Origin of the sequence: Bradyrhizobium paxllaeri (genome assembly GCF_001693515.2) — a bacterium.
Taxonomy (GTDB): Bacteria; Pseudomonadota; Alphaproteobacteria; order Rhizobiales; family Xanthobacteraceae; genus Bradyrhizobium; species Bradyrhizobium paxllaeri.
On the sequence record NZ_CP042968.1, the window covers coordinates 2,945,283 to 2,962,196 of the forward strand.

At 63.0% G+C, this 16,914-nt stretch carries 18 protein-coding genes; 6 read left to right on the plus strand and 12 right to left on the minus strand.

Features of this window, described 5'->3' with window-relative positions; translation table 11 throughout:
• Positions 1-17: 17 nt before the first annotated feature.
• A complete protein-coding gene (locus LMTR21_RS13785) occupies positions 18-1,250 on the minus strand; it encodes an acyl-CoA dehydrogenase family protein (RefSeq protein ID WP_065750073.1) in 1,233 nt (410 codons plus the stop codon).
• Positions 1,251-1,300: 50 nt separating this feature from the next.
• The gene (locus tag LMTR21_RS13790; RefSeq protein WP_057857962.1) at positions 1,301-1,819 is read right to left on the minus strand and encodes a flavin reductase family protein; all 519 of its coding nucleotides are present in this window, start codon (positions 1,817-1,819) and stop codon (positions 1,301-1,303) included.
• Positions 1,820-1,996: 177 nt separating this feature from the next.
• Here LMTR21_RS13790 and LMTR21_RS13795 point away from each other — a divergent pair, with 177 nt between their 5' ends.
• Entirely contained in the window at positions 1,997-2,479 is a 483-nt protein-coding gene (locus tag LMTR21_RS13795) for a MarR family winged helix-turn-helix transcriptional regulator (RefSeq protein ID WP_065750373.1), read from the plus strand.
• Positions 2,480-2,516: 37 nt separating this feature from the next.
• Here the strand turns inward: LMTR21_RS13795 and LMTR21_RS13800 are convergent, their stop codons facing one another.
• The 6 genes from LMTR21_RS13800 to LMTR21_RS13825 all read right to left on the minus strand — a co-directional run bounded on the left by LMTR21_RS13800 (position 2,517) and on the right by LMTR21_RS13825 (position 6,951).
• Positions 2,517-2,708 carry a hypothetical protein gene (locus tag LMTR21_RS13800; RefSeq protein WP_065750074.1) on the minus strand — a complete coding sequence of 64 codons (192 nt, stop codon included), beginning with the start codon at positions 2,706-2,708 and terminating at the stop codon, positions 2,517-2,519.
• Positions 2,709-2,976: 268 nt separating this feature from the next.
• A complete protein-coding gene (locus tag LMTR21_RS13805) occupies positions 2,977-3,336 on the minus strand; it encodes a hypothetical protein (RefSeq protein ID WP_065750075.1) in 360 nt (119 codons plus the stop codon).
• Between the two features lie 108 nt (positions 3,337-3,444).
• A complete protein-coding gene (locus tag LMTR21_RS13810; RefSeq protein WP_065750076.1) occupies positions 3,445-3,996 on the minus strand; it encodes a TIGR02281 family clan AA aspartic protease in 552 nt (183 codons plus the stop codon).
• Positions 3,997-4,024: 28 nt separating this feature from the next.
• Positions 4,025-4,228, minus strand: a complete 204-nt coding sequence (locus LMTR21_RS13815) for a DUF1289 domain-containing protein (protein WP_065750077.1) — start codon at positions 4,226-4,228, stop codon at positions 4,025-4,027.
• Between the two features lie 46 nt (positions 4,229-4,274).
• Complete coding sequence (locus LMTR21_RS13820; RefSeq protein ID WP_065750078.1) at positions 4,275-5,876, minus strand: sensor histidine kinase; 1,602 nt, start codon at positions 5,874-5,876, stop codon at positions 4,275-4,277.
• Positions 5,877-6,078: 202 nt separating this feature from the next.
• Complete coding sequence (locus LMTR21_RS13825) at positions 6,079-6,951, minus strand: NAD(P)-dependent oxidoreductase (RefSeq protein ID WP_065750079.1); 873 nt, start codon at positions 6,949-6,951, stop codon at positions 6,079-6,081.
• 173 nt (positions 6,952-7,124) lie between these two features.
• On the opposite strand from LMTR21_RS13825, the gene LMTR21_RS13830 reads away from it, so the two are divergent.
• The 4 genes from LMTR21_RS13830 to LMTR21_RS13845 all read left to right on the plus strand — a co-directional run bounded on the left by LMTR21_RS13830 (position 7,125) and on the right by LMTR21_RS13845 (position 11,406).
• Positions 7,125-7,562, plus strand: a complete 438-nt coding sequence (locus tag LMTR21_RS13830; RefSeq protein WP_065750080.1) for a VOC family protein — start codon at positions 7,125-7,127, stop codon at positions 7,560-7,562.
• Between the two features lie 176 nt (positions 7,563-7,738).
• The gene (gene apbC, locus LMTR21_RS13835; protein WP_148635968.1) at positions 7,739-8,875 is read left to right on the plus strand and encodes an iron-sulfur cluster carrier protein ApbC; all 1,137 of its coding nucleotides are present in this window, start codon (positions 7,739-7,741) and stop codon (positions 8,873-8,875) included.
• Positions 8,876-9,060: 185 nt separating this feature from the next.
• The gene (locus tag LMTR21_RS13840; RefSeq protein ID WP_065750082.1) at positions 9,061-10,149 is read left to right on the plus strand and encodes a TRAP transporter substrate-binding protein; all 1,089 of its coding nucleotides are present in this window, start codon (positions 9,061-9,063) and stop codon (positions 10,147-10,149) included.
• A gap of 168 nt (positions 10,150-10,317) precedes the next feature.
• Positions 10,318-11,406 (plus strand): TRAP transporter substrate-binding protein, encoded by a 1,089-nt coding sequence (locus LMTR21_RS13845; RefSeq protein WP_065750083.1) that lies wholly within the window; start codon positions 10,318-10,320, stop codon positions 11,404-11,406.
• Positions 11,407-11,488: 82 nt separating this feature from the next.
• Here LMTR21_RS13845 and LMTR21_RS13850 read toward each other — a convergent pair whose 3' ends face one another.
• From LMTR21_RS13850 to gph, 4 genes are all read right to left on the minus strand, one after another.
• Positions 11,489-13,090 (minus strand): TRAP transporter large permease, encoded by a 1,602-nt coding sequence (locus LMTR21_RS13850; RefSeq protein ID WP_065750084.1) that lies wholly within the window; start codon positions 13,088-13,090, stop codon positions 11,489-11,491.
• Entirely contained in the window at positions 13,087-13,626 is a 540-nt protein-coding gene (locus LMTR21_RS13855) for a TRAP transporter small permease subunit (protein ID WP_065750085.1), read from the minus strand. The genes LMTR21_RS13850 and LMTR21_RS13855 overlap by 4 nt, the downstream gene beginning before the upstream one ends.
• 381 nt (positions 13,627-14,007) lie before the next feature.
• Complete coding sequence (gene moaA, locus LMTR21_RS13860) at positions 14,008-15,036, minus strand: GTP 3',8-cyclase MoaA (RefSeq protein ID WP_065750086.1); 1,029 nt, start codon at positions 15,034-15,036, stop codon at positions 14,008-14,010.
• 208 nt (positions 15,037-15,244) lie between these two features.
• On the minus strand, positions 15,245-15,925 hold the full coding sequence (gene gph / locus LMTR21_RS13865) for a phosphoglycolate phosphatase (protein ID WP_065750087.1): 681 nt from the start codon (positions 15,923-15,925) through the stop codon (positions 15,245-15,247).
• 65 nt (positions 15,926-15,990) lie between these two features.
• On the opposite strand from gph, the gene LMTR21_RS13870 reads away from it, so the two are divergent.
• A complete protein-coding gene (locus LMTR21_RS13870; protein ID WP_065750088.1) occupies positions 15,991-16,827 on the plus strand; it encodes an SDR family NAD(P)-dependent oxidoreductase in 837 nt (278 codons plus the stop codon).
• Positions 16,828-16,914: the final 87 nt, after the last annotated feature.

Genomic DNA, 16,914 nt, shown 5'->3' on the forward strand with positions numbered 1-16,914 from the left:
CTGATTTCTGATGTTGACTAGTACTGTCCCTGCGGCGTCAGCCCGAGCGCGAGCTGGCCGTACATGGTGCCGACCGCGTCCCAGTTCATGCTGATGTGGCGGCCGACCGCATTGGCATCGCGCCAGGCGCGCTGCACCGGATTGGAAAGATCGAGGCCGAGCCCGCCGGTCGAGGCGTTCAATGCCTCGCTGGCGCGGATCGCAAGCGCGACCGAAAACGCCTGGCCGCGGCGGCTGACGATGCGGTCCTCGACTGAGACCGCGCCGCCGGCACGGATGGTCGCCGCACGATCCCTTAGGTCGCGCAGCAGCACTTCGCGCGCGGCATCGACGGAGGCGGTGGCTTCCGCCACCCGCAACTGGATGGTTGGAAATTCTGCCATGCGGTTGTTGTGTCCGGCGACCGCGCCGCGGGTGATGCGCCGCGCGGTAACGGCAAGATAGTCCTCCAGCGCGCCGGCCGCGGCGCCGACCGCGGCGGAGGCGAGGCAGGAGGGAATGTTCGACAGCATCGGAATCGAGAAGGCGGGATTGGCGGCATAGAGCGCCGCGCCCGGCGTCTTGCCGGATGTGGTGTCGGCGAACGACAACAGGCGGTGCGCCGGCACGAATACGTCCGCGAGCACCAGCGTCTTGCTGCCGGTGCCGCTGAGGCCGACGACATTCCAGGTATCGTCGATGACGTAGTCGGATGCGGGCACGAGCAGGAAGGCCGGCGCAAGCGCGCCGCTGTCGGTCTTCGATGGCAACAGCGCCGCGCACAGTGACCATTGCGCGTTGTCGCAACCGCTGGCGAACGACCAGCGGCCGGAGAGGCGATAGCCGCCCTCGACCTCGATCGCCTTGGCGGCCGGCGCGTAGGAGCCGCAGGCCACCGCATCGGGATTTGAATCCCAGACGTCGCGCTGCGCACTTTCCGGAAATCCCGCGATCAGCCATTGATGGGCCGCGAGCAGGCCGCCGACCCACGCCGTCGAGGCGCAGCTCTTCGCGAGCTCGATGTTCAGATCGACCAGCACGTCGAAATCATGCTCATAGCCGCCGAACATCGCGGGCTTGACGATATCGAAATAGCCGATGTGGCGCAGCGCCGTGATGTTCTCTTCCGGAACGCGTCCGGCCTTTTCGGTATTGTGGGCGCGCGCCTTGATCTGCGGCGCGATCTGCGCCACGCGGCTGCGCAACTCGGCAAGGTCGGGGCGAGGGGCCGCCTGTGCCGGCACGTCCTTCAACTGGGCGACTGATACCATGGGCTTGCTCCGTATCTTCGATTGTCTGAAATGTGAGGGGATCGGCGCGATCACGCAGCCTGGCTGTCATGGGGCACCGAGAAGCAGTAGGTCGCATCCTGATAGATCAGCGGCTCGATCGGATCGCGGACGTTCACGGTCTCGGCTTCGCCGATGAAAATCGTGTGCGTGCCGTAGGGCACTGCGGCGGCCTTTTTGCAGAAGATGTTGATCTGCGCGTCGGCGAGATACGTGACGCCCTCGGCAGACGTCATCCACTGGCCGAGCCCGAACCGCTCCTCCGGCGGCACCGCGCCGCTGAACGCGGATGACAGGGAGATCTGGTCGCGGCGCAGCACGTTGACGCAGAACCGGCGCGCCAAAAGCATAATGTCGTGCAGCAACGTCTGCTGGTTGACGCAGACGATCAGGGAGGGCGGGTCGAGCGACAGCGATGTCACCGCGGTGGCCGTCATGCCGTGACGGCGGTTCTGGTCTGACGATGTGATGACCGACACGGCGGCGGGAAATCGCCGCAGCGCGCGCTTGAACGTTTCACGCAATTCGTCGGATGCCGAATCCAGCGACATGGTTTCCTCCACTGAACGATCCGCTCTTGGTTCGGCGGCTTAACTTTCGAAAACAATAGTTGCGTTTGCAAATGTCAGTCAAGAAGAAACTTTCAAATGCAACAATTGCCTTGAAAAGCGATCGGCCTGCGGCTATTGAAGGCTCGCAACAATTGCGACAGCACGGATTGCAAGACCTTGTACAGGCTGACGAATTCCTTTCCCTATCTGCTTAACCGCGTCGGCGTGCAGATGGGTGAGCTGTTTTCCAGGCGCATTGCCGGCTACGGCGTGACCCTGCCGATGTACCGCGTGATGGCCGCGCTCTGGGAAACCGGCGATCAGCGGCTCGGCGATCTCGCTGCGATGACGACGATCGAGATATCGACATTGTCGCGCCTCGTTGGCGAGATGAAACGGCGCGGTCTCGTCACGCGCGCGCGGCTGAAGGACAACGGCCGCACCGTTGCGATCAACCTCACGCCGAAGGGGCGGACACTGGTCGAGGAGTTGATCCCGATCGCCATCCATTTCGAGGAGGTTGCGGTTCGTGATTTCCCGTCGAAGAACATTTCAGACCTGAAGACCGTCCTGGCCGAGATCTACGAGAGCCTGAAATCGCTCGAGCCCGAGATCGAGGAAGCCAACAAGGCGCGCAAGGCGGCAAAGTCGAAAGGCTGACGTTTCCGCGTGCAATCGCTGCGGCCCCTGCCAAGCTTTAGCTGCGCGTGGCGCGGAAGCCGACAAGGCTCAACGCAGCCGCCACGACGACGGCAATCCAGCTCGGCCAGAACGGCACATCGACGCCATTCAAGGCGACGGACCATCCCATCACGATCCGGATCAATTGCAGAAGCGCGATGAGGGCAAAGATGGCGGCGGCAAGCGTGCAGAAGGTTCTCATGTTCATTGCCGATCTCCATGGCAAAGGAGGAGTGCTCGCTCTCCTCAGCCAAAATAGGGAGGTACCGGCGGGGTAGCCATGGCCTTTAAACGGAAGTGGCTCGATAAAGTCGCTCTCGATTACCTGGGCAGACCCGATGTAATCGCTGCACAGTACAAAGGACGCGAATGGCCCTTTGCCGACATCCCGGATGTATCCAGTATCCGCCTTGCGTCATGAGCCGCCGTTGCCGGCATACGGATGCACACGCACGCAGTCTCAAGGAATGGCTTGATCAGCCGCAATTCCAGATCGGCCCGATCGGCGTCCGCGTCCAGCAAGGGCCGAAGCTGCCGCCATTGTAGCGGCCGCCGTAAAAGCCGGGCCGGCCGAAATAGTGCCAGTCGCCGTCGTAGCCGTAATAGCTCGGGACTGGATCGATATACCAGGGACGCCGGTTGTTCCGCGCCGTGCGCGAAACCGCAGCTCTCTGCTTGTAAGCCGGAAGGCTGTTGTTCGGTGGCTGTTGATAGCCCGGCAGGAAACCGTAGCCGTGCCAGCGTGGCGCTGGCCGCTTGTGAGCCGGCGCAGCCGACGTGACGACCGGCAGCAGCGAGAGGACGATAGCAATCAAAAGAAATACGAGGCGCGACATAAACGGACCCTAGACGACGAACTGTTGGGAGGCGATTCAAATCTGAGTGCACCGTCCAGCGCATCTGCTTCGCTTGTGAAGCGGCCGCTTTTCGCTGCAGTACTCGCCCTAGTTCGCCGCCGCGCGGCGCTTGTTGCGGCCTGCGACGTCGGGATAGCCGTGCAGCCTCACCTTGTCGGCCTGCACGCCCCAGCTTTCCAGCCGGTCCAGAAAACTCATGCCGAGCAGGTTGGTCTTCATCTGCCCGCGCGGCACCACCAGCGCCGGAATCGATTTCTCGACGAGGCCACCGACCGCAAGACGATCGAGTGTCAGCCGCGCCGCCTTGGTGTGGCCGCCGGCGGTTTCGACGTCGACATTATATTCGAGCATCTCGATCGGCAGGCCGATCGCCTTCGCCGTCTCCCAGGTCAACACCACCGAGGTTGCGCCGGTGTCAATCACCATCGGCGCCTTGACGCCGTTGATCTTGGCATGGAGTGCGAATTCGCCGGCTCTGCCGCGTGCGATCTCCACGGCGGGCGCCGGCTGCAGGCTACGTTGCCGCAGCATTTTCGATACCGAGTTGCCGGCGCGCGCGATCTGGTCGGGATCGCCATAGGCGACGACGGCGCCGGCGGTGGCGGCGAGCATCGCCAGAACGAGCATGACGCGGATCACCTGGCGCCTCCGCAGTTTGGCCCGGCGATCAGCCGCGCTCGGCGCGCGGCGGTATCGGCACCAGACCGGCATCCGCCATGCGCGCCGCAAGCCCTTCCATCACGGCCAGTCGTTCCGCCGTTTCCATGCGGTGCCAGCGCGCGATCTCCGGCAACGTTCGTCCGCAGCCGAAGCAGAGTTTGGTTTTGGGATCCATCATGCAGACTGCGATACACGGCGTTTCTTTGCTCATTCGTGGATAGTGAAGTGGTTTGCATCCCTTGCGCAAGCGCTTGTGGTTACAGTCCCGTGCCGGCACTCATGATCGGTTTGTGACGCGCCCGCCGCTTGTCGTCGGCCGCTGAGACGGCGGGTTCCGGCTGCAGCGGCGGGGCTTCCTCGGCCATCGGCGCCAGCGCGCTCATCACGCGCTCCGGCGGGAAGGTGACGATGACTTCGGTGCCAATTCTGAGTTTCGATTTCAGCGTGAAGGTGCCGCCATGCATGTCGATCAGGCTCTTGGCGATCGGCAGGCCCAGGCCCGCGCCCTGTTCGGCTGATTTGATCGAGTTGGAGCCCTGGCCGAACGAGGCCAGCACGACCGGAATTTCATCCTCGGCAATGCCGGAGCCGGTGTCCTTGACGCTGAGATATTGCCCGCCGGACGCGGTCCAGCCGACCTTGAGCCAGATATCGCCGCCCTGCGGGGTGAACTTGATCGAGTTGGATATGAGATTGAGCACGACCTGGCGCGTGGCACGCTCGTCGCCCCAGATCCGGGGCATGCCGTGCTCGAATACTTCGTGGATGGTGATGCCGCGGCTGCTGGCGCGCAGCTTCAAGAGATGATGGCAGTCGGCGACCACGTGTACGAGCGCCACGGCTTCCTCGTTGAGTTCGTAGCGGCCGGCCTCGATCCGCGACAGATCGAGAATCTCATTGATGAGATTGAGCAGGTGGACGCCCGAATGATGGATGTCGGCGGAATATTCCTTGTAGACCGTTACCGCGTGCGCGCCGAAAATCTCGCTCTTCATCACCTCGGAGAAACCGAGGATCGCGTTCAGCGGCGTGCGCAGCTCATGGCTCATCTGCGCCAGAAAGCGCGATTTGGCGACGTTGGCGGATTCGGCGCGGTGCCGCGCTTCGTCCGAGATCGCCTTGGCCTGTTCGAGCTCGCCGATCAGCGCGTCCTTTTCGGCGCGCGCTTCCAGGGTCTGCAGCGTCGTCGAATGAAGCTGATGGGCCAGCAGGGCAAAATAGCATTCGGCGGCGACCGCCAGCAGCGCGAGGGCGTAATTGTCGAACGTGCCGCCCATCACGAAGTTGAGTGCGATCGCGGCCGTCACCGGCGCGGTTGCCGCCACCGCCGCGATCGGCAGTGTCGCCGCCAGCATGCTCGACACCGCGATCACCAGCAGCATCAGGAACATCATCATCGTGTTCGAGACGGTGTCGAGGCCGGCCGGATGCAGCAGGATCGCGGTCCAGCACAGGCCGTAGAGCAGGTCGAGCAGCACGAACCGCGTCTGCCATTTGCGCGTTTCGGCGAGCGTGGGCTGCTCGCGCAGGAAACGCTTGCAGTTGCGGATGATGGCGGCATGGATGCAGAGCATGCCGAAGGTCCACACCGCGGCCGGCACGATATACTTCCAGAGGCCGAACAGTACGCCGGTCGCAACCACCAGCAGCATGACGACGAAGGAAGCCGAGACCCGGGTCTGGGCGTATTGCCGGAGCAGTTCGGTGTCGAAGGCGGGGCGCGTGCCGCTGGTCGACGTTAACCGATCGCGCGCCTCGCGCACCCGTTGTGCTGCCACGCGCCGCGTATTCACCGGTGGTGCGACCTGCGCTTCCGCCGGAAGCTGGACAACCTCAGGCTTTTCTGCGGCGTTACTCATCGAACAACACAAATCCTGCCCGCGAACCGCGCGGGCTTTTGCATTGTCTATCTGTGCCGTGAAATCATTAAGCGATGACTTAAAGAGCTAAAAATTCTCGTTAACGGGAAGTTAAAATTAACCAGTCGAGTGGAGGGAACCCCCGCTTCCGACAGGGCAAGAAGCGAGGGCTTGGCTCGTCGCCTTAACCTGATTCTTTAACTCAGCGCTCTAGCCGGGCCAAAAGGCTCGACGTATCCCAGCGCTTGCCGCCCATCTTCTCGACTTCGGCGTAGAACTGGTCGACGAGTGCGGTCACCGGCAGGTTGGCGCCGTTGCGGCGAGCCTCCGCGATGCAGATCGAGAGATCCTTGCGCATCCATTCCACCGCAAAGCCGAAGTCGAACTTGTCGTCATTCATGGTCTTGTAGCGGTTCTCCATCTGCCAGGATTGCGCCGCGCCCTTGGAGATGGTCTCGATCACGGTCGGAACGTCCAGCCCCGACTTCTTGGCGAAATGAATGCCCTCGGACAGGCCCTGGACAAGACCGGCGATGCAGATCTGGTTGACCATTTTGGTGAGCTGGCCGGCCCCGGCGGGCCCGAGTAGTTTGCACATCCTGGCGTAAGCGCCGGAAATGATCGGCTCGGCAGCGGCATAGGCGTCTTCCTCGCCACCGCACATCACCGTCAGCACGCCGTTTTCCGCACCCGCCTGACCGCCCGACACCGGCGCGTCGATGAACTTGAAGCCCGCCTTGACGGCGGCGGCATCGAGTTCGCGGGCGACCTCGGCGGAGGCGGTGGTGTGGTCGACGAAGATGGCGCCTTTCTTCATTCCGGCGAACGCGCCTTCGGCACCGATCGTGACCGCGCGCAGGTCATTGTCATTGCCGACGCAGCACATCACGAAGTCCTGGCCTTCGGCGGCGGCCTTCGGCGTCGGCGCGGCACGTCCGCCGAACTTGTCCGCCCACTCCTTCGCCTTGGCTCCGGTCCGGTTGTACACGGTGACCTCATGGCCGCCTTTTTTCACCAGATGTCCTGCCATGGGGAAACCCATTACGCCGAGACCGAGAAAAGCGACTTTAGCCATGTGTGATACCTTGGAGTTTTCGCCGGCGACGTTGGGCCGGCCGGAGGGTGTTTTGGAGGAGCCGCACCATACAAGCTGCGCAGGGGAGGGCAACGCCTTCGTTGGTGGGCCGGAGCCGGATTCGTGCTAGGATAGGTCCCTCAAGAACCTCACAAAAAAGGGAGTGACATCGCATGGGCGTCAGTGTCGGCGTGCTCGACCATTTCAACATCCGGACCCGCAACCTTGCCGATACGGTCCGGTTCTATGAAGACGTTCTGGGTCTGGAAAAGGGCGCCCGGCCAAACTTTGCCTTCCCCGGAGCCTGGATGTACAGCGAGGGCAAGGCGGTGGTGCACCTCGTCGATATCTCCAAGACCGAGGAACCGCAGAAGCCGGATTCCGGCGTCGTCCATCATGTCGCGTTCGCAAGCTACGGCTTTGACGGCATGAAGCGGCGGCTGGAACAGAAGGGCATGGCCTACGATTCCCGGCAGGTTCCGGGCGGCGACCTCTGGCAGATCTTCGTCAACGACCCCAACGGCGTGATGATTGAACTGAACTACGAGGCCGCCAAGGAAGGGACCGCTGCGGCCCCCGCCGAGCGGCGGGACGATGTGGGAGCGAGGTAGCCTTTTGCGCTGATCCGCTCTATGGGTCGCATCGGACTGGCATAGCGTTTTGCAACGTGGCGCCGCTCGCGGATTTGCTTCCGGGGGCGGATGGGCCGCGTCAGGAAAGCGCGTCGATACAAGCGGGTAGGGCCCGGTTCTCAACGGGAGCCACAAGGGCTTCAGGAGATGCGCGAGTGAGCGTGACGCAGCAACAGGTTCTCGATTCCCTCAAGCAGGTAGCGTCGCCCCGTGGCGTGCCCCTGACCAATGCCAACGTGCTGTCGGCGATTTCGGTCACCGACGGCAAGGTGTTCTTCTCCATCAATGTCGACGCCGCCGAGGCCAGAGCCTGGGAAAGCGTGCGCGCGCAGGCCGAAGCCGCCGTGCGCGCAATTCCCGGTGTTGCGACAGCGATGATCGCCCTGACCGCCGAGCGCAAGCCGGGATCGCCGCAGGCGGCGCCCGCAGCGCACCGGCATTCCCACGGCGTGCAACCCGCTTCCGCCCACCGCCCGCCGCAAGGCGCGGGGGCTTCGCCGATGTCCAAGCAGGCGGAAATCCCCGGCGTTGCCGCCGTCATCGCGGTGGCCTCGGGCAAGGGCGGTGTCGGCAAATCGACCACCGCGCTCAATTTGGCACTCGGCCTGCGCGACCTCGGCCTGCGCGTCGGCCTGCTCGACGCCGACATCTACGGCCCGTCCGTGCCGCGGCTGACCGGCATCAGCGAGAAGCCGCAGCTCGACGACAACAGGAAGATGATTCCGATCAAGCGCTTCGGGCTGTCGATCATGTCGATCGGTTTTCTGGTCGAGGAAGACACCGCGATGATCTGGCGCGGGCCGATGGTGATGTCGGCGATCACCCAGATGCTGCGCGATGTGGCGTGGGGCACGCTCGATATTCTCGTCGTCGACATGCCGCCCGGAACTGGCGATGCGCAACTGACGCTGGCGCAGAACGTGCCGCTGAAGGGGGCGGTGATCATCTCGACCCCGCAGGACCTCTCGCTGATCGACGCCCGCAGGGGGCTCGCGATGTTCAAAAAGGTTAACGTGCCGGTGCTCGGCATCGTCGAGAACATGAGCTATTTCCAGTGCCCGGAGTGCGGCACGCGCTCGGACATTTTCGGCCATGGCGGCGCGCGGCATGAAGCGGAGCGGCTGAGTGTTCCATTCCTGGGCGAGATCCCCTTGCACATGTCGATCCGGACCACCTCGGATGAAGGTAATCCGGTGGTGGTGAGCGAGCCTGATGGCCCGCATGCCGCGATCTACCGGGCGATCGGAACCAGGGTTCGCGACCAGCTTCAGGGCGCCATTGCGGCGGCGTAAGCTTCCCTTATCACCTCCCATAAGACTTTGGTTTTAATCAGTGCAGTCATGCCTTTGTCGCGTTTTCGCTAGCCAACTTCCGTGTTAAAGCCGCCCCGCCAGAGCGCCCCGGATGAGGCGGAATTCGCCCCGCCGGATGGCATGCTCCAGGAAATATGGAAACGTCCCGTCTTAAGGAGACTTGAATGAAGCGTCGTGATTTTTTGAAGGTTTCAGCGGCCGGTGCTGCCGCGACAGCCGTTGCCTCGCCGGCGATCGCGCAATCATCGCCTGAGATCAAATGGCGCCTGACGTCGAGCTTCCCGAAATCGCTCGATACCATCTATGGCGGTGCCGAGCAGGTGGCGAAGTACGTCGCCGAGATGACCGACAACAAGTTTCAGATTCAGGTGTTCGCGGCCGGCGAAATCGTCCCGGGTCTGCAGGCGCTGGATGCGACGTCGAACAACACCGTCGAGATGTGCCACACCGTCTCGTATTATTATGTCGGCAAGGACCCGACCTTTGCGATCTACGCGTCGGTCCCGTTCGGCCTCAATGCGCGCCAGCAGAATTCCTGGTGGTCGCAGGGCGGCGGCGAGGCACTCGGCAACGAGTTCTTCAAGAAGTTCGGCGTGGTCGGCTTCGCCACGGGCAACACCGGCACGCAGATGGGCGGCTGGTTCCGCAAGGAGATCAAGACCGTTGCCGATCTCTCGGGCCTCAAGATGCGCATCGGCGGCATCGCCGGACAGGTCTTGCAGAAGGTCGGCGTGGTGCCGCAGCAGCTCGCCGGCGGCGACATCTACCCAGCGCTGGAAAAGGGCACCATCGATGCGGCCGAGTGGGTCGGTCCGTATGACGACGAAAAGCTCGGCTTCCAGAAGGTCGCGAAGTTCTACTATTACCCGGGTTTCTGGGAAGGCGGTCCGATGGTCCACGCCTTCGCCAACCTGGAGAAGTGGAATTCGCTGCCGAAGAACTACCAGGCGATCCTGACCAATGCGTGCGCCCACGCCAACAGCTGGATGAATGCGCGTTACGACATGCAGAACCCGGCCGCCCTGAAGCGGCTGGTCGCCGGCGGTACGCAACTGCGTCCCTTCACCAATGAAGTGCTGGAAGCCTGCCTGAAGGCGACCAACGAACTGTGGGCCGAGATCTCCGGCAAGAATGCCGACTTCAAGAAGTCGATCGACGCGATGCAGGCCTACCGCTCCGACCAGTATCTGTGGTGGCAGGTTGCCGAATACACCTATGACAGCTTCATGATCCGCTCGCGCACCCGCGGCTGATTACGTCTTAAGTCGTAGAAAGCAGCCCGGCCTTCCTTCCAGGGAAGGCCGGGCTTTTTCGTTTGCCCGTATAGTTCGGGATGGAAATCCGGAACCGGTTGTTCCATGGTGGCTAGGAAGGCCTCGCCAAGAAGGCCACGGCACGCATCACCAACAGGGAAGGATTCAATGAAAAGAAGAGATTTTCTCAAGGTCACCGGTATTGGCGCGGCCGGCGCCGCGACCTTGGCGGCCCCCGCGATCGCGCAGTCGATGCCGGAGCTCAAATGGCGCCTGACGGCAAGCTGGCCGAAGTCGCTCGACACCCTGTGGGGTGGGGTGGAGCTGATGGCCAAGCTCGTTGGCGAAGCCACCGACAACAAGTTCCAGATCCAGGCCTTCGCCGGCGGCGAAATCGTTCCTGGCCTGCAGGTACTCGATGCCGTCCAGAACGGCACCGTCGAGATGGGCCATACCGCGTCTTATTATTACTTCGGCAAGGACCCGACCTTCGCTTTCGGCACCGCGGTGCCGTTCGGCCCCAACCAGCGCCTTAACCAGGCCTGGTACATGCTGGGCGGCGGCAGGGACCTGCTCAACCAGTTCTACAAGAGCTACAACGTCACGTCGTTTCTGGCCGGCAATACAGGCTGCCAAATGGGCGGCTGGTTCCGCAAGGAGATCAACACCGTCGACGATCTTAAGGGCTTGAAGATGCGCATCGGCGGCTTTGCCGGCCGCGTGATGCAGAAGCTCGGCGTCGTGCCGCAGCAGCTCGCCGGTGGCGACATTTATCCCGCGCTCGAAAAGGGCACGATCGATGCGGCGGAATGGGTCGGGCCGTATGACGACGAGAAGCTCGGCTTCAACAAGGTCGCGCCGCATTATTACTATCCCGGCTGGTGGGAAGGCGGACCGATGCTGCTCGGCATCGTCAACCTGGACAAGTGGAATTCGCTGCCGAAATACTATCAGAGCGCTCTGGAGCAGGCCGGCCAGGCCGCCAATAGCTGGATGATGGCCAAGTACGACCAGGGCAACCCGCCGGCGCTGAAGAAGCTGCTGGCAGGCGGCACCAAGCTGCACAGCTTCTCGCCGCCGATCATGCAGGCCTGCCTGAAGGCGACCAAGGAGCTGTACGCCGAGACCGCGGCGTCCAATCCCAATTTCAAGAAGGTGCTGGAGTCCATGAACTCGTTCACGACCAACGGATACCAGTGGTTCCAGGTCGCCGAGCTCGGCTACGACAGCTTCATGGCGCGCAATCCGCAAGGCTGATCGCGTCGCGCATACTTCGACAAATGAAAACCCCGGAGCGAAGGCTCCGGGGTCTTTTTTGTCTTGCTGGCAAAGTGCGGGGCTACTGCTTCGGCCCGCCGAAATCGAGCGGCGGCAGTTCGATCTGCGGCACCTCGATCTTGACCTTGCTGAGATCGACGTCGAGCGGCTTGTCGAGCAGCGCCGTCACCACGACCGGGAAAGCGATCACGATCGCTACCATGATCGCCTGCAGGCCGATCCAGGGCAGGGCGCCCCAATAGATGTCGGAGCTCTTGACCTCCCTGGGCGCGACGCCGCGCAGATAGAACAGCGCAAAGCCGAACGGCGGATGCAGGAACGAGGTCTGCATGTTGACGCAGAGCATGACGCCGAACCAGATCAGCGCGGCATCGGGGCCAACCACCGGCGCCAGCACCTTCTGTGCAATCGGCGCCACCATCGGCAGGATGATGAAGGCGATCTCGAAAAAGTCGAGGAAGAACGCCAGGAAGAAGATGAAAAGGTTGATGAAGATCAGGAATCCCCAAACGCCGCCGGGAATCGAGGTCAGATGATGCTCGAGCCAGACGCCGCCGTTGATGCCGAGGAACACCACCGAGAAACAGGTCGAGCCGATCAGGATGAACACCACCATGCAGGAGAGGCGCATGGTCGACTGGTAGCCCTGCTTGATCAGGTCGCGCAGGTCCGGAATGCGGACAGCTTCGAGGCAGAGCCAGACGACGGCGAGATAAAGCACCGCGAACGTCAGCTTCAACATTTTGCTTTCGCCGACAAGAATCTCGAGGATGACGGCGACGCCGGTGGCGGCGATACCGATCAGGAGCATCTTGTGCCCCTTGCTGCTCAGATCCTTGTGGTGGACCGCGGCGAGAACGATGGCGCCGATGGCGCCCATCGCGCCGGCTTCCGTGGGCGTGGCCAGGCCCATCATCATCGTGCCCAGCACCACGAAGATCAGCACGGCCGAGGGAATGATGCCCATCAGGCATTTGCGCCAGAGCGGCCAGCCCGTCAGCGTCCGCGCTTCCTTCGGCACTGCCGGCACGTGATGGGGGAAAAACAGCGCCAGGAAGAACGTGTAGCCGGCGAACAGGACGATCTGCAGGATCGAGGGGCCCCAGGCGCCGAGATACATGTCGCCGACCGACTTGCCGAGCTGGTCGGCCATCACGATCAGGACCAGCGAGGGCGGCACGAGCTGGGTGATGGTGCCGGATGCGGCGAGCACGCCGGTGATGTAGCGGACATTGTAGCCGTAGCGCAGCATCACCGGCATCGAGATCAGCGCCATGGCGATGACCTGCGCCGCCACCGTGCCGGTGATCGCGCCGAGGATGAAGCCGACGATGATGACGGAATAGCCGAGGCCGCCGCGAACCGGGCCGAACAACTGGCCCATCGAATCAAGCATGTCCTCGGCGAGGCCGCAGCGCTCGAGCACGGAGCCCATGAAGGTGAAGAAGGGAATTGCCAGCAGCAATTCGTTGGATAGCACGCCGCCGAAGATGCGGCCCGGAATTGCCTGCAGGAAGTTGAGGTCGAAAAAGCCGAGATGGATCGACAGGAAGCCGAACGACAGCCCGAGGGCTGCCAGTGTGAAGGCCACCGGGAAGCCAATCAGCATGGCCAGAATCAAGCCGCCGAACATCAGCGGCGGCATCATCTCCAGCGTGATCATTGGGTCGGCCTCTCGTACTTCGCATCGATCACGACATAGCCCTGCAGGGCCGCGATGCGCTTGATCACCTCGGAGACGCCTTGCAGCGCCAGGAAAACGAAGCCCACGGGAACGACGAGCTTGATCGGCCAGCGCAGCAGGCCGCCGGCATTGCTCGAAGTCTCGCCGACGGCGTAGGCCTGCATGAAGAACGGCCAGGACAGGTAGCTGAGCAGCAGGCAGGACGGGATCAGGAAGAACAGCGTGCCGATCAGGTCGAGTTTGAGCTGACCGCGTTCGGACAGCATCAGGTACAGGATTTCAACCCGGACATGCTCGTTCTTCTTGAACGTATAGGAGGCACCGAACATCACGAAGACGGCGAACATGTACCACTGCAATTCGAGCCAGGCGTTGGAAGAGTAGCCGAACGCGTAGCGGATCATCGCATTGGCGGCACTCACCACGCAGGCTGCGAGCACGAGCCAGTTACAGATGCCGCCTAGTTTTTCATTGAGCCAATCGATCGAGTTACTCAGTGCCAACAATGGGCGCATTACGCTCTCCTCGGACACGTCATCGACGCGTGCCGGATGTCTTCATTGATATTGCGCTGCCATCTCGCGCCGGACGACTGGAGCTGCCGCCGCGCCACCGGCGCGCAGAGTCATTCCCGCGCGAAAAACGCGCGAGCCCGCAGCTCATTCGCAGATGCGATTGCAACGATAAGTCCTCCCCCGTCTCGCGCTACCGCCGTCTTGACTGCAACCAAAAGGATGCAGCGGCCTTGTTCCGGCCGTGCTGGCGTGAAAGCAGCCGCACCATTTCAGCGCGCTGCGGCGGCGTCAATCGGAAAATGGACAAATTGACGCGGCGGCCAATTCGTTGGTTGGCCTGATAAATCCGCATTTTTACGGGCGATAAGGTAGCTGGCGGACTTAGCCGCCGGTCACGCTCATGTGGCGCGAGACACTCGGGCGGTTATGCCGGCGGTCGATGATGAAGTCGTGGCCCTTCGGCTTCAGCCCGATGGCGCGATCGATGGCCGCCGACAGCAGTGCGTCCTCGGCGGAGGCCCGCAGCGGCTTGCGCAAATCGGAGGCATCCTCGTGGCCGAGGCAGGTGTGCAGCGTGCCGGTGCAGGTGATCCGTACCCGATTGCAGGACTCACAGAAATTATGGGTCATCGGCGTGATGAAGCCGAGCTTGCCGCCGGTCTCGGTAACGCGGACATAGCGGGCGGGGCCGCCGGTATTTTCGTCGAGGTCGGTGAGCGTGTAGTGCTGGGCCAGCCGCGCGCGCAACAACGACAGCGGTACATATTGGTCGATGCGGCCTTCGCCGATCTCGCCCATCGGCATGACTTCGATCAGCGTCAGCGCCATGCCCTTGCCGTGCGCCCATTCCATCAGCGAGGGGATTTCCTCCTCGTTCATGTTCTTCAGCGCCACCGCATTGATCTTGACCGCAAGGCCCGCGTTCCGTGCGGCCTCGATGCCGGCCAGAACCTTGTCGAGATCGCCCCAGCGGGTGATGGCGCGGAACTTCTGCGCATCGAGCGTGTCGAGCGAGACGTTGACGCGGCGGATGCCGCAATCGCGCAACTCGCTGGCGAAACGCGCCAGTTGCGAGCCGTTGGTGGTCAGCGTCAGTTCGTCGAGCGCGCCGGAACCAAGGTGCCGCGACAGCGAGCGCACCAGCGTCATGACATTGCGCCGGACCAGCGGCTCGCCGCCGGTGAGGCGGATCTTTCGCACGCCCTTGGCAATGAAGGCCGAGCACAGCCGGTCGAGTTCCTCCAGCGTCAGCAGATCCTTCTTCGGCAGGAACGTCATGTCCTCGGACATGCAGTAGAAGCAGCGCAGGTCGCAGCGATCCGTCACCGACACGCGCAGATAGCGGATGGTCCGGCCGAAGGGATCGACCATCGGGCGTATCAGCTGATCGGGTGACAGGGATCCGTTCATTCAAAATGCCTTGTAAAGGAGCCTCTCAAGGAAGCCTTGGCCTGCTGCTTCGCTAGCATAATCTAGGCAGCTTGTAAGGCGCCGACAATGCGCCTCAGCGTGCGGGTTGCGCCGGGACAGCGGCTGGATTCGGGAAGGGCGATTCCGCTGCCGGCGCCGCGGCAGGTTCGAGCGAGGTCGCGGCAATAAATGCAGTAAAATCAGTCAGCTAGGCCTGAGACACGGCCTTTCTCAGCCCGTCCACCGCAGCCGGCAGCTCACGCATATGGCCGATCAGCCGGTCGGGCTTGAGCTCGGCGATCGGCACATCGGTGTAGCCGAATTCGACCCCGATCACGGGAACGCCGGCCCGCCTGGCGACACCGACGTCAGGTCCGGCATCGCCCACCATGATGGTCGCGCCGATATCTCCGCCGGCCCGCGCCACCGTCTGCTGCAGGATGATGGGGTCCGGCTTGGAGACGCCGAACGTGTCGGCGCCGCAGATCGCCGCAAACCGTCCGCTCAGGCCCAATTTGTCGAGCAGCCGCTTCGACAGCCATTCCAGCTTGTTGGTGCACACCGCAAAGCGGCACCCCTGCGCCGCCAGATCGTCCAGCGCGGCTTCCAGCCCTTCGAAGGGACGCGAGGCGTCCGCGATATGGTCCGCGTAATAGTCGATGAAATTCTTGGTCAGCCGGTTGACGTCCTCGACGCTCGTGACGCGGCCTTCCGCTTCGAGCCCGCGCTCGATCAGTTTGCGGGCGCCCGCACCGATCATGTTGCGCGCCGTTTTCACGGGTACGGGCGCCAGGCCTTCGCGCGCCAGCACGAAATTGAGCGCGGCAATCAGGTCGGGGGCGGTGTCGACGAGGGTGCCGTCGAGGTCGAAGACAACGGTGCGAGTCATGGGAATTCGCTAGCTGCAGGCGTCGCGTCATGCAAGTAGGGAACTCGAAATCCGGGAGGACAACCATGCGCGAGCTTGTGGGCAAGACCGCCTTTGTGACCGGCGGGGCTGGTGGAATCGGTTTGGCGCTCGGCCGCGCCTTTGCGCGAGCCCGCATGAAGGTGATGCTGGCCGATATCGAGACGGAAGCGCTGCAGGCCGCCGTCACAGGCCTGCGGGAAATCTCGCCCGATGTCAGCGGCACCATCTGCGACGTCGCCGATGCTGCGAGCGTGGAACGCGCCGCCCAGGCCACATTCGACGCCTTCGGCAAGGTGCACGTGGTCTGCAACAATGCCGGCGTTGCCGCAGGCGGCGGCATCGACCAGATCTCGCTCGACAATTGGCGCTGGGTGATCGACGTCAACCTGATGGGCGTGCTTCACGGCATCAAGAGCTTTCTGCCGCACATCCGCGCGCATGGCGAGGGCGGCCATATCGTCAACACCGCGTCGATGGCGGGGATGCAGAGCGACTTGGGATTCAGCCCCTATGGGGCGAGCAAATTCGCCGTGGTGAGTATGTCGGAAGGGCTGAGCCTTCGGCTCAAGCCGCACGGCATCGGCGTCAGCGTATTGTGTCCAAGCTATGTGCGCACGCGTATCGGCGAGAGCGGGCGCAACCGGCCCGAGCGCTACGGCCCGACGCAGCCGCTCGATCCCGCCAGCCCTGCCGCGGCCTTGGTCGCCGAGCTTGCCCGGAATATCGACGCCGGACTTGAGCCCGACGCGGTCGCCGCGCGGGTGCTCGCCGCGATCCGCGACGATGAACTCTATATTTTTACCCATCCAGGCATGCGGGCGGAGGTTGAGCCGCGTTTCGCCGCCATTTTGGCCGCAATGGATCGGGTTTCACCCCCATAATCCTTCTTCCGCGAGGCTTTTGGGCGCTGTTCCTGCAGGTAAAACGACGCTAGACATGCGCCCGCGGATCGGCGGATTCCTGGGAGC

Coding starts and splice junctions, on each gene's coding strand:
- LMTR21_RS13815 (WP_065750077.1), bottom strand. CDS start 4,228: ATGAGCAAAGAAACGCCGTGTATCGCAGTCTGCATGATGGATCCCAAA.
- LMTR21_RS13785 (WP_065750073.1), bottom strand. CDS start 1,250: ATGGTATCAGTCGCCCAGTTGAAGGACGTGCCGGCACAGGCGGCCCCT.
- LMTR21_RS13805 (WP_065750075.1), bottom strand. CDS start 3,336: ATGTCGCGCCTCGTATTTCTTTTGATTGCTATCGTCCTCTCGCTGCTG.
- LMTR21_RS13820 (WP_065750078.1), bottom strand. CDS start 5,876: ATGAGTAACGCCGCAGAAAAGCCTGAGGTTGTCCAGCTTCCGGCGGAA.
- LMTR21_RS13850 (WP_065750084.1), bottom strand. CDS start 13,090: ATGATCACGCTGGAGATGATGCCGCCGCTGATGTTCGGCGGCTTGATT.
- LMTR21_RS13845 (WP_065750083.1), top strand. CDS start 10,318: ATGAAAAGAAGAGATTTTCTCAAGGTCACCGGTATTGGCGCGGCCGGC.
- LMTR21_RS13840 (WP_065750082.1), top strand. CDS start 9,061: ATGAAGCGTCGTGATTTTTTGAAGGTTTCAGCGGCCGGTGCTGCCGCG.
- LMTR21_RS13800 (WP_065750074.1), bottom strand. CDS start 2,708: ATGAACATGAGAACCTTCTGCACGCTTGCCGCCGCCATCTTTGCCCTC.
- moaA (WP_065750086.1), bottom strand. CDS start 15,036: ATGAACGGATCCCTGTCACCCGATCAGCTGATACGCCCGATGGTCGAT.
- LMTR21_RS13855 (WP_065750085.1), bottom strand. CDS start 13,626: ATGCGCCCATTGTTGGCACTGAGTAACTCGATCGATTGGCTCAATGAA.
- LMTR21_RS13870 (WP_065750088.1), top strand. CDS start 15,991: ATGCGCGAGCTTGTGGGCAAGACCGCCTTTGTGACCGGCGGGGCTGGT.
- LMTR21_RS13825 (WP_065750079.1), bottom strand. CDS start 6,951: ATGGCTAAAGTCGCTTTTCTCGGTCTCGGCGTAATGGGTTTCCCCATG.
- LMTR21_RS13790 (WP_057857962.1), bottom strand. CDS start 1,819: ATGTCGCTGGATTCGGCATCCGACGAATTGCGTGAAACGTTCAAGCGC.
- LMTR21_RS13830 (WP_065750080.1), top strand. CDS start 7,125: ATGGGCGTCAGTGTCGGCGTGCTCGACCATTTCAACATCCGGACCCGC.
- gph (WP_065750087.1), bottom strand. CDS start 15,925: ATGACTCGCACCGTTGTCTTCGACCTCGACGGCACCCTCGTCGACACC.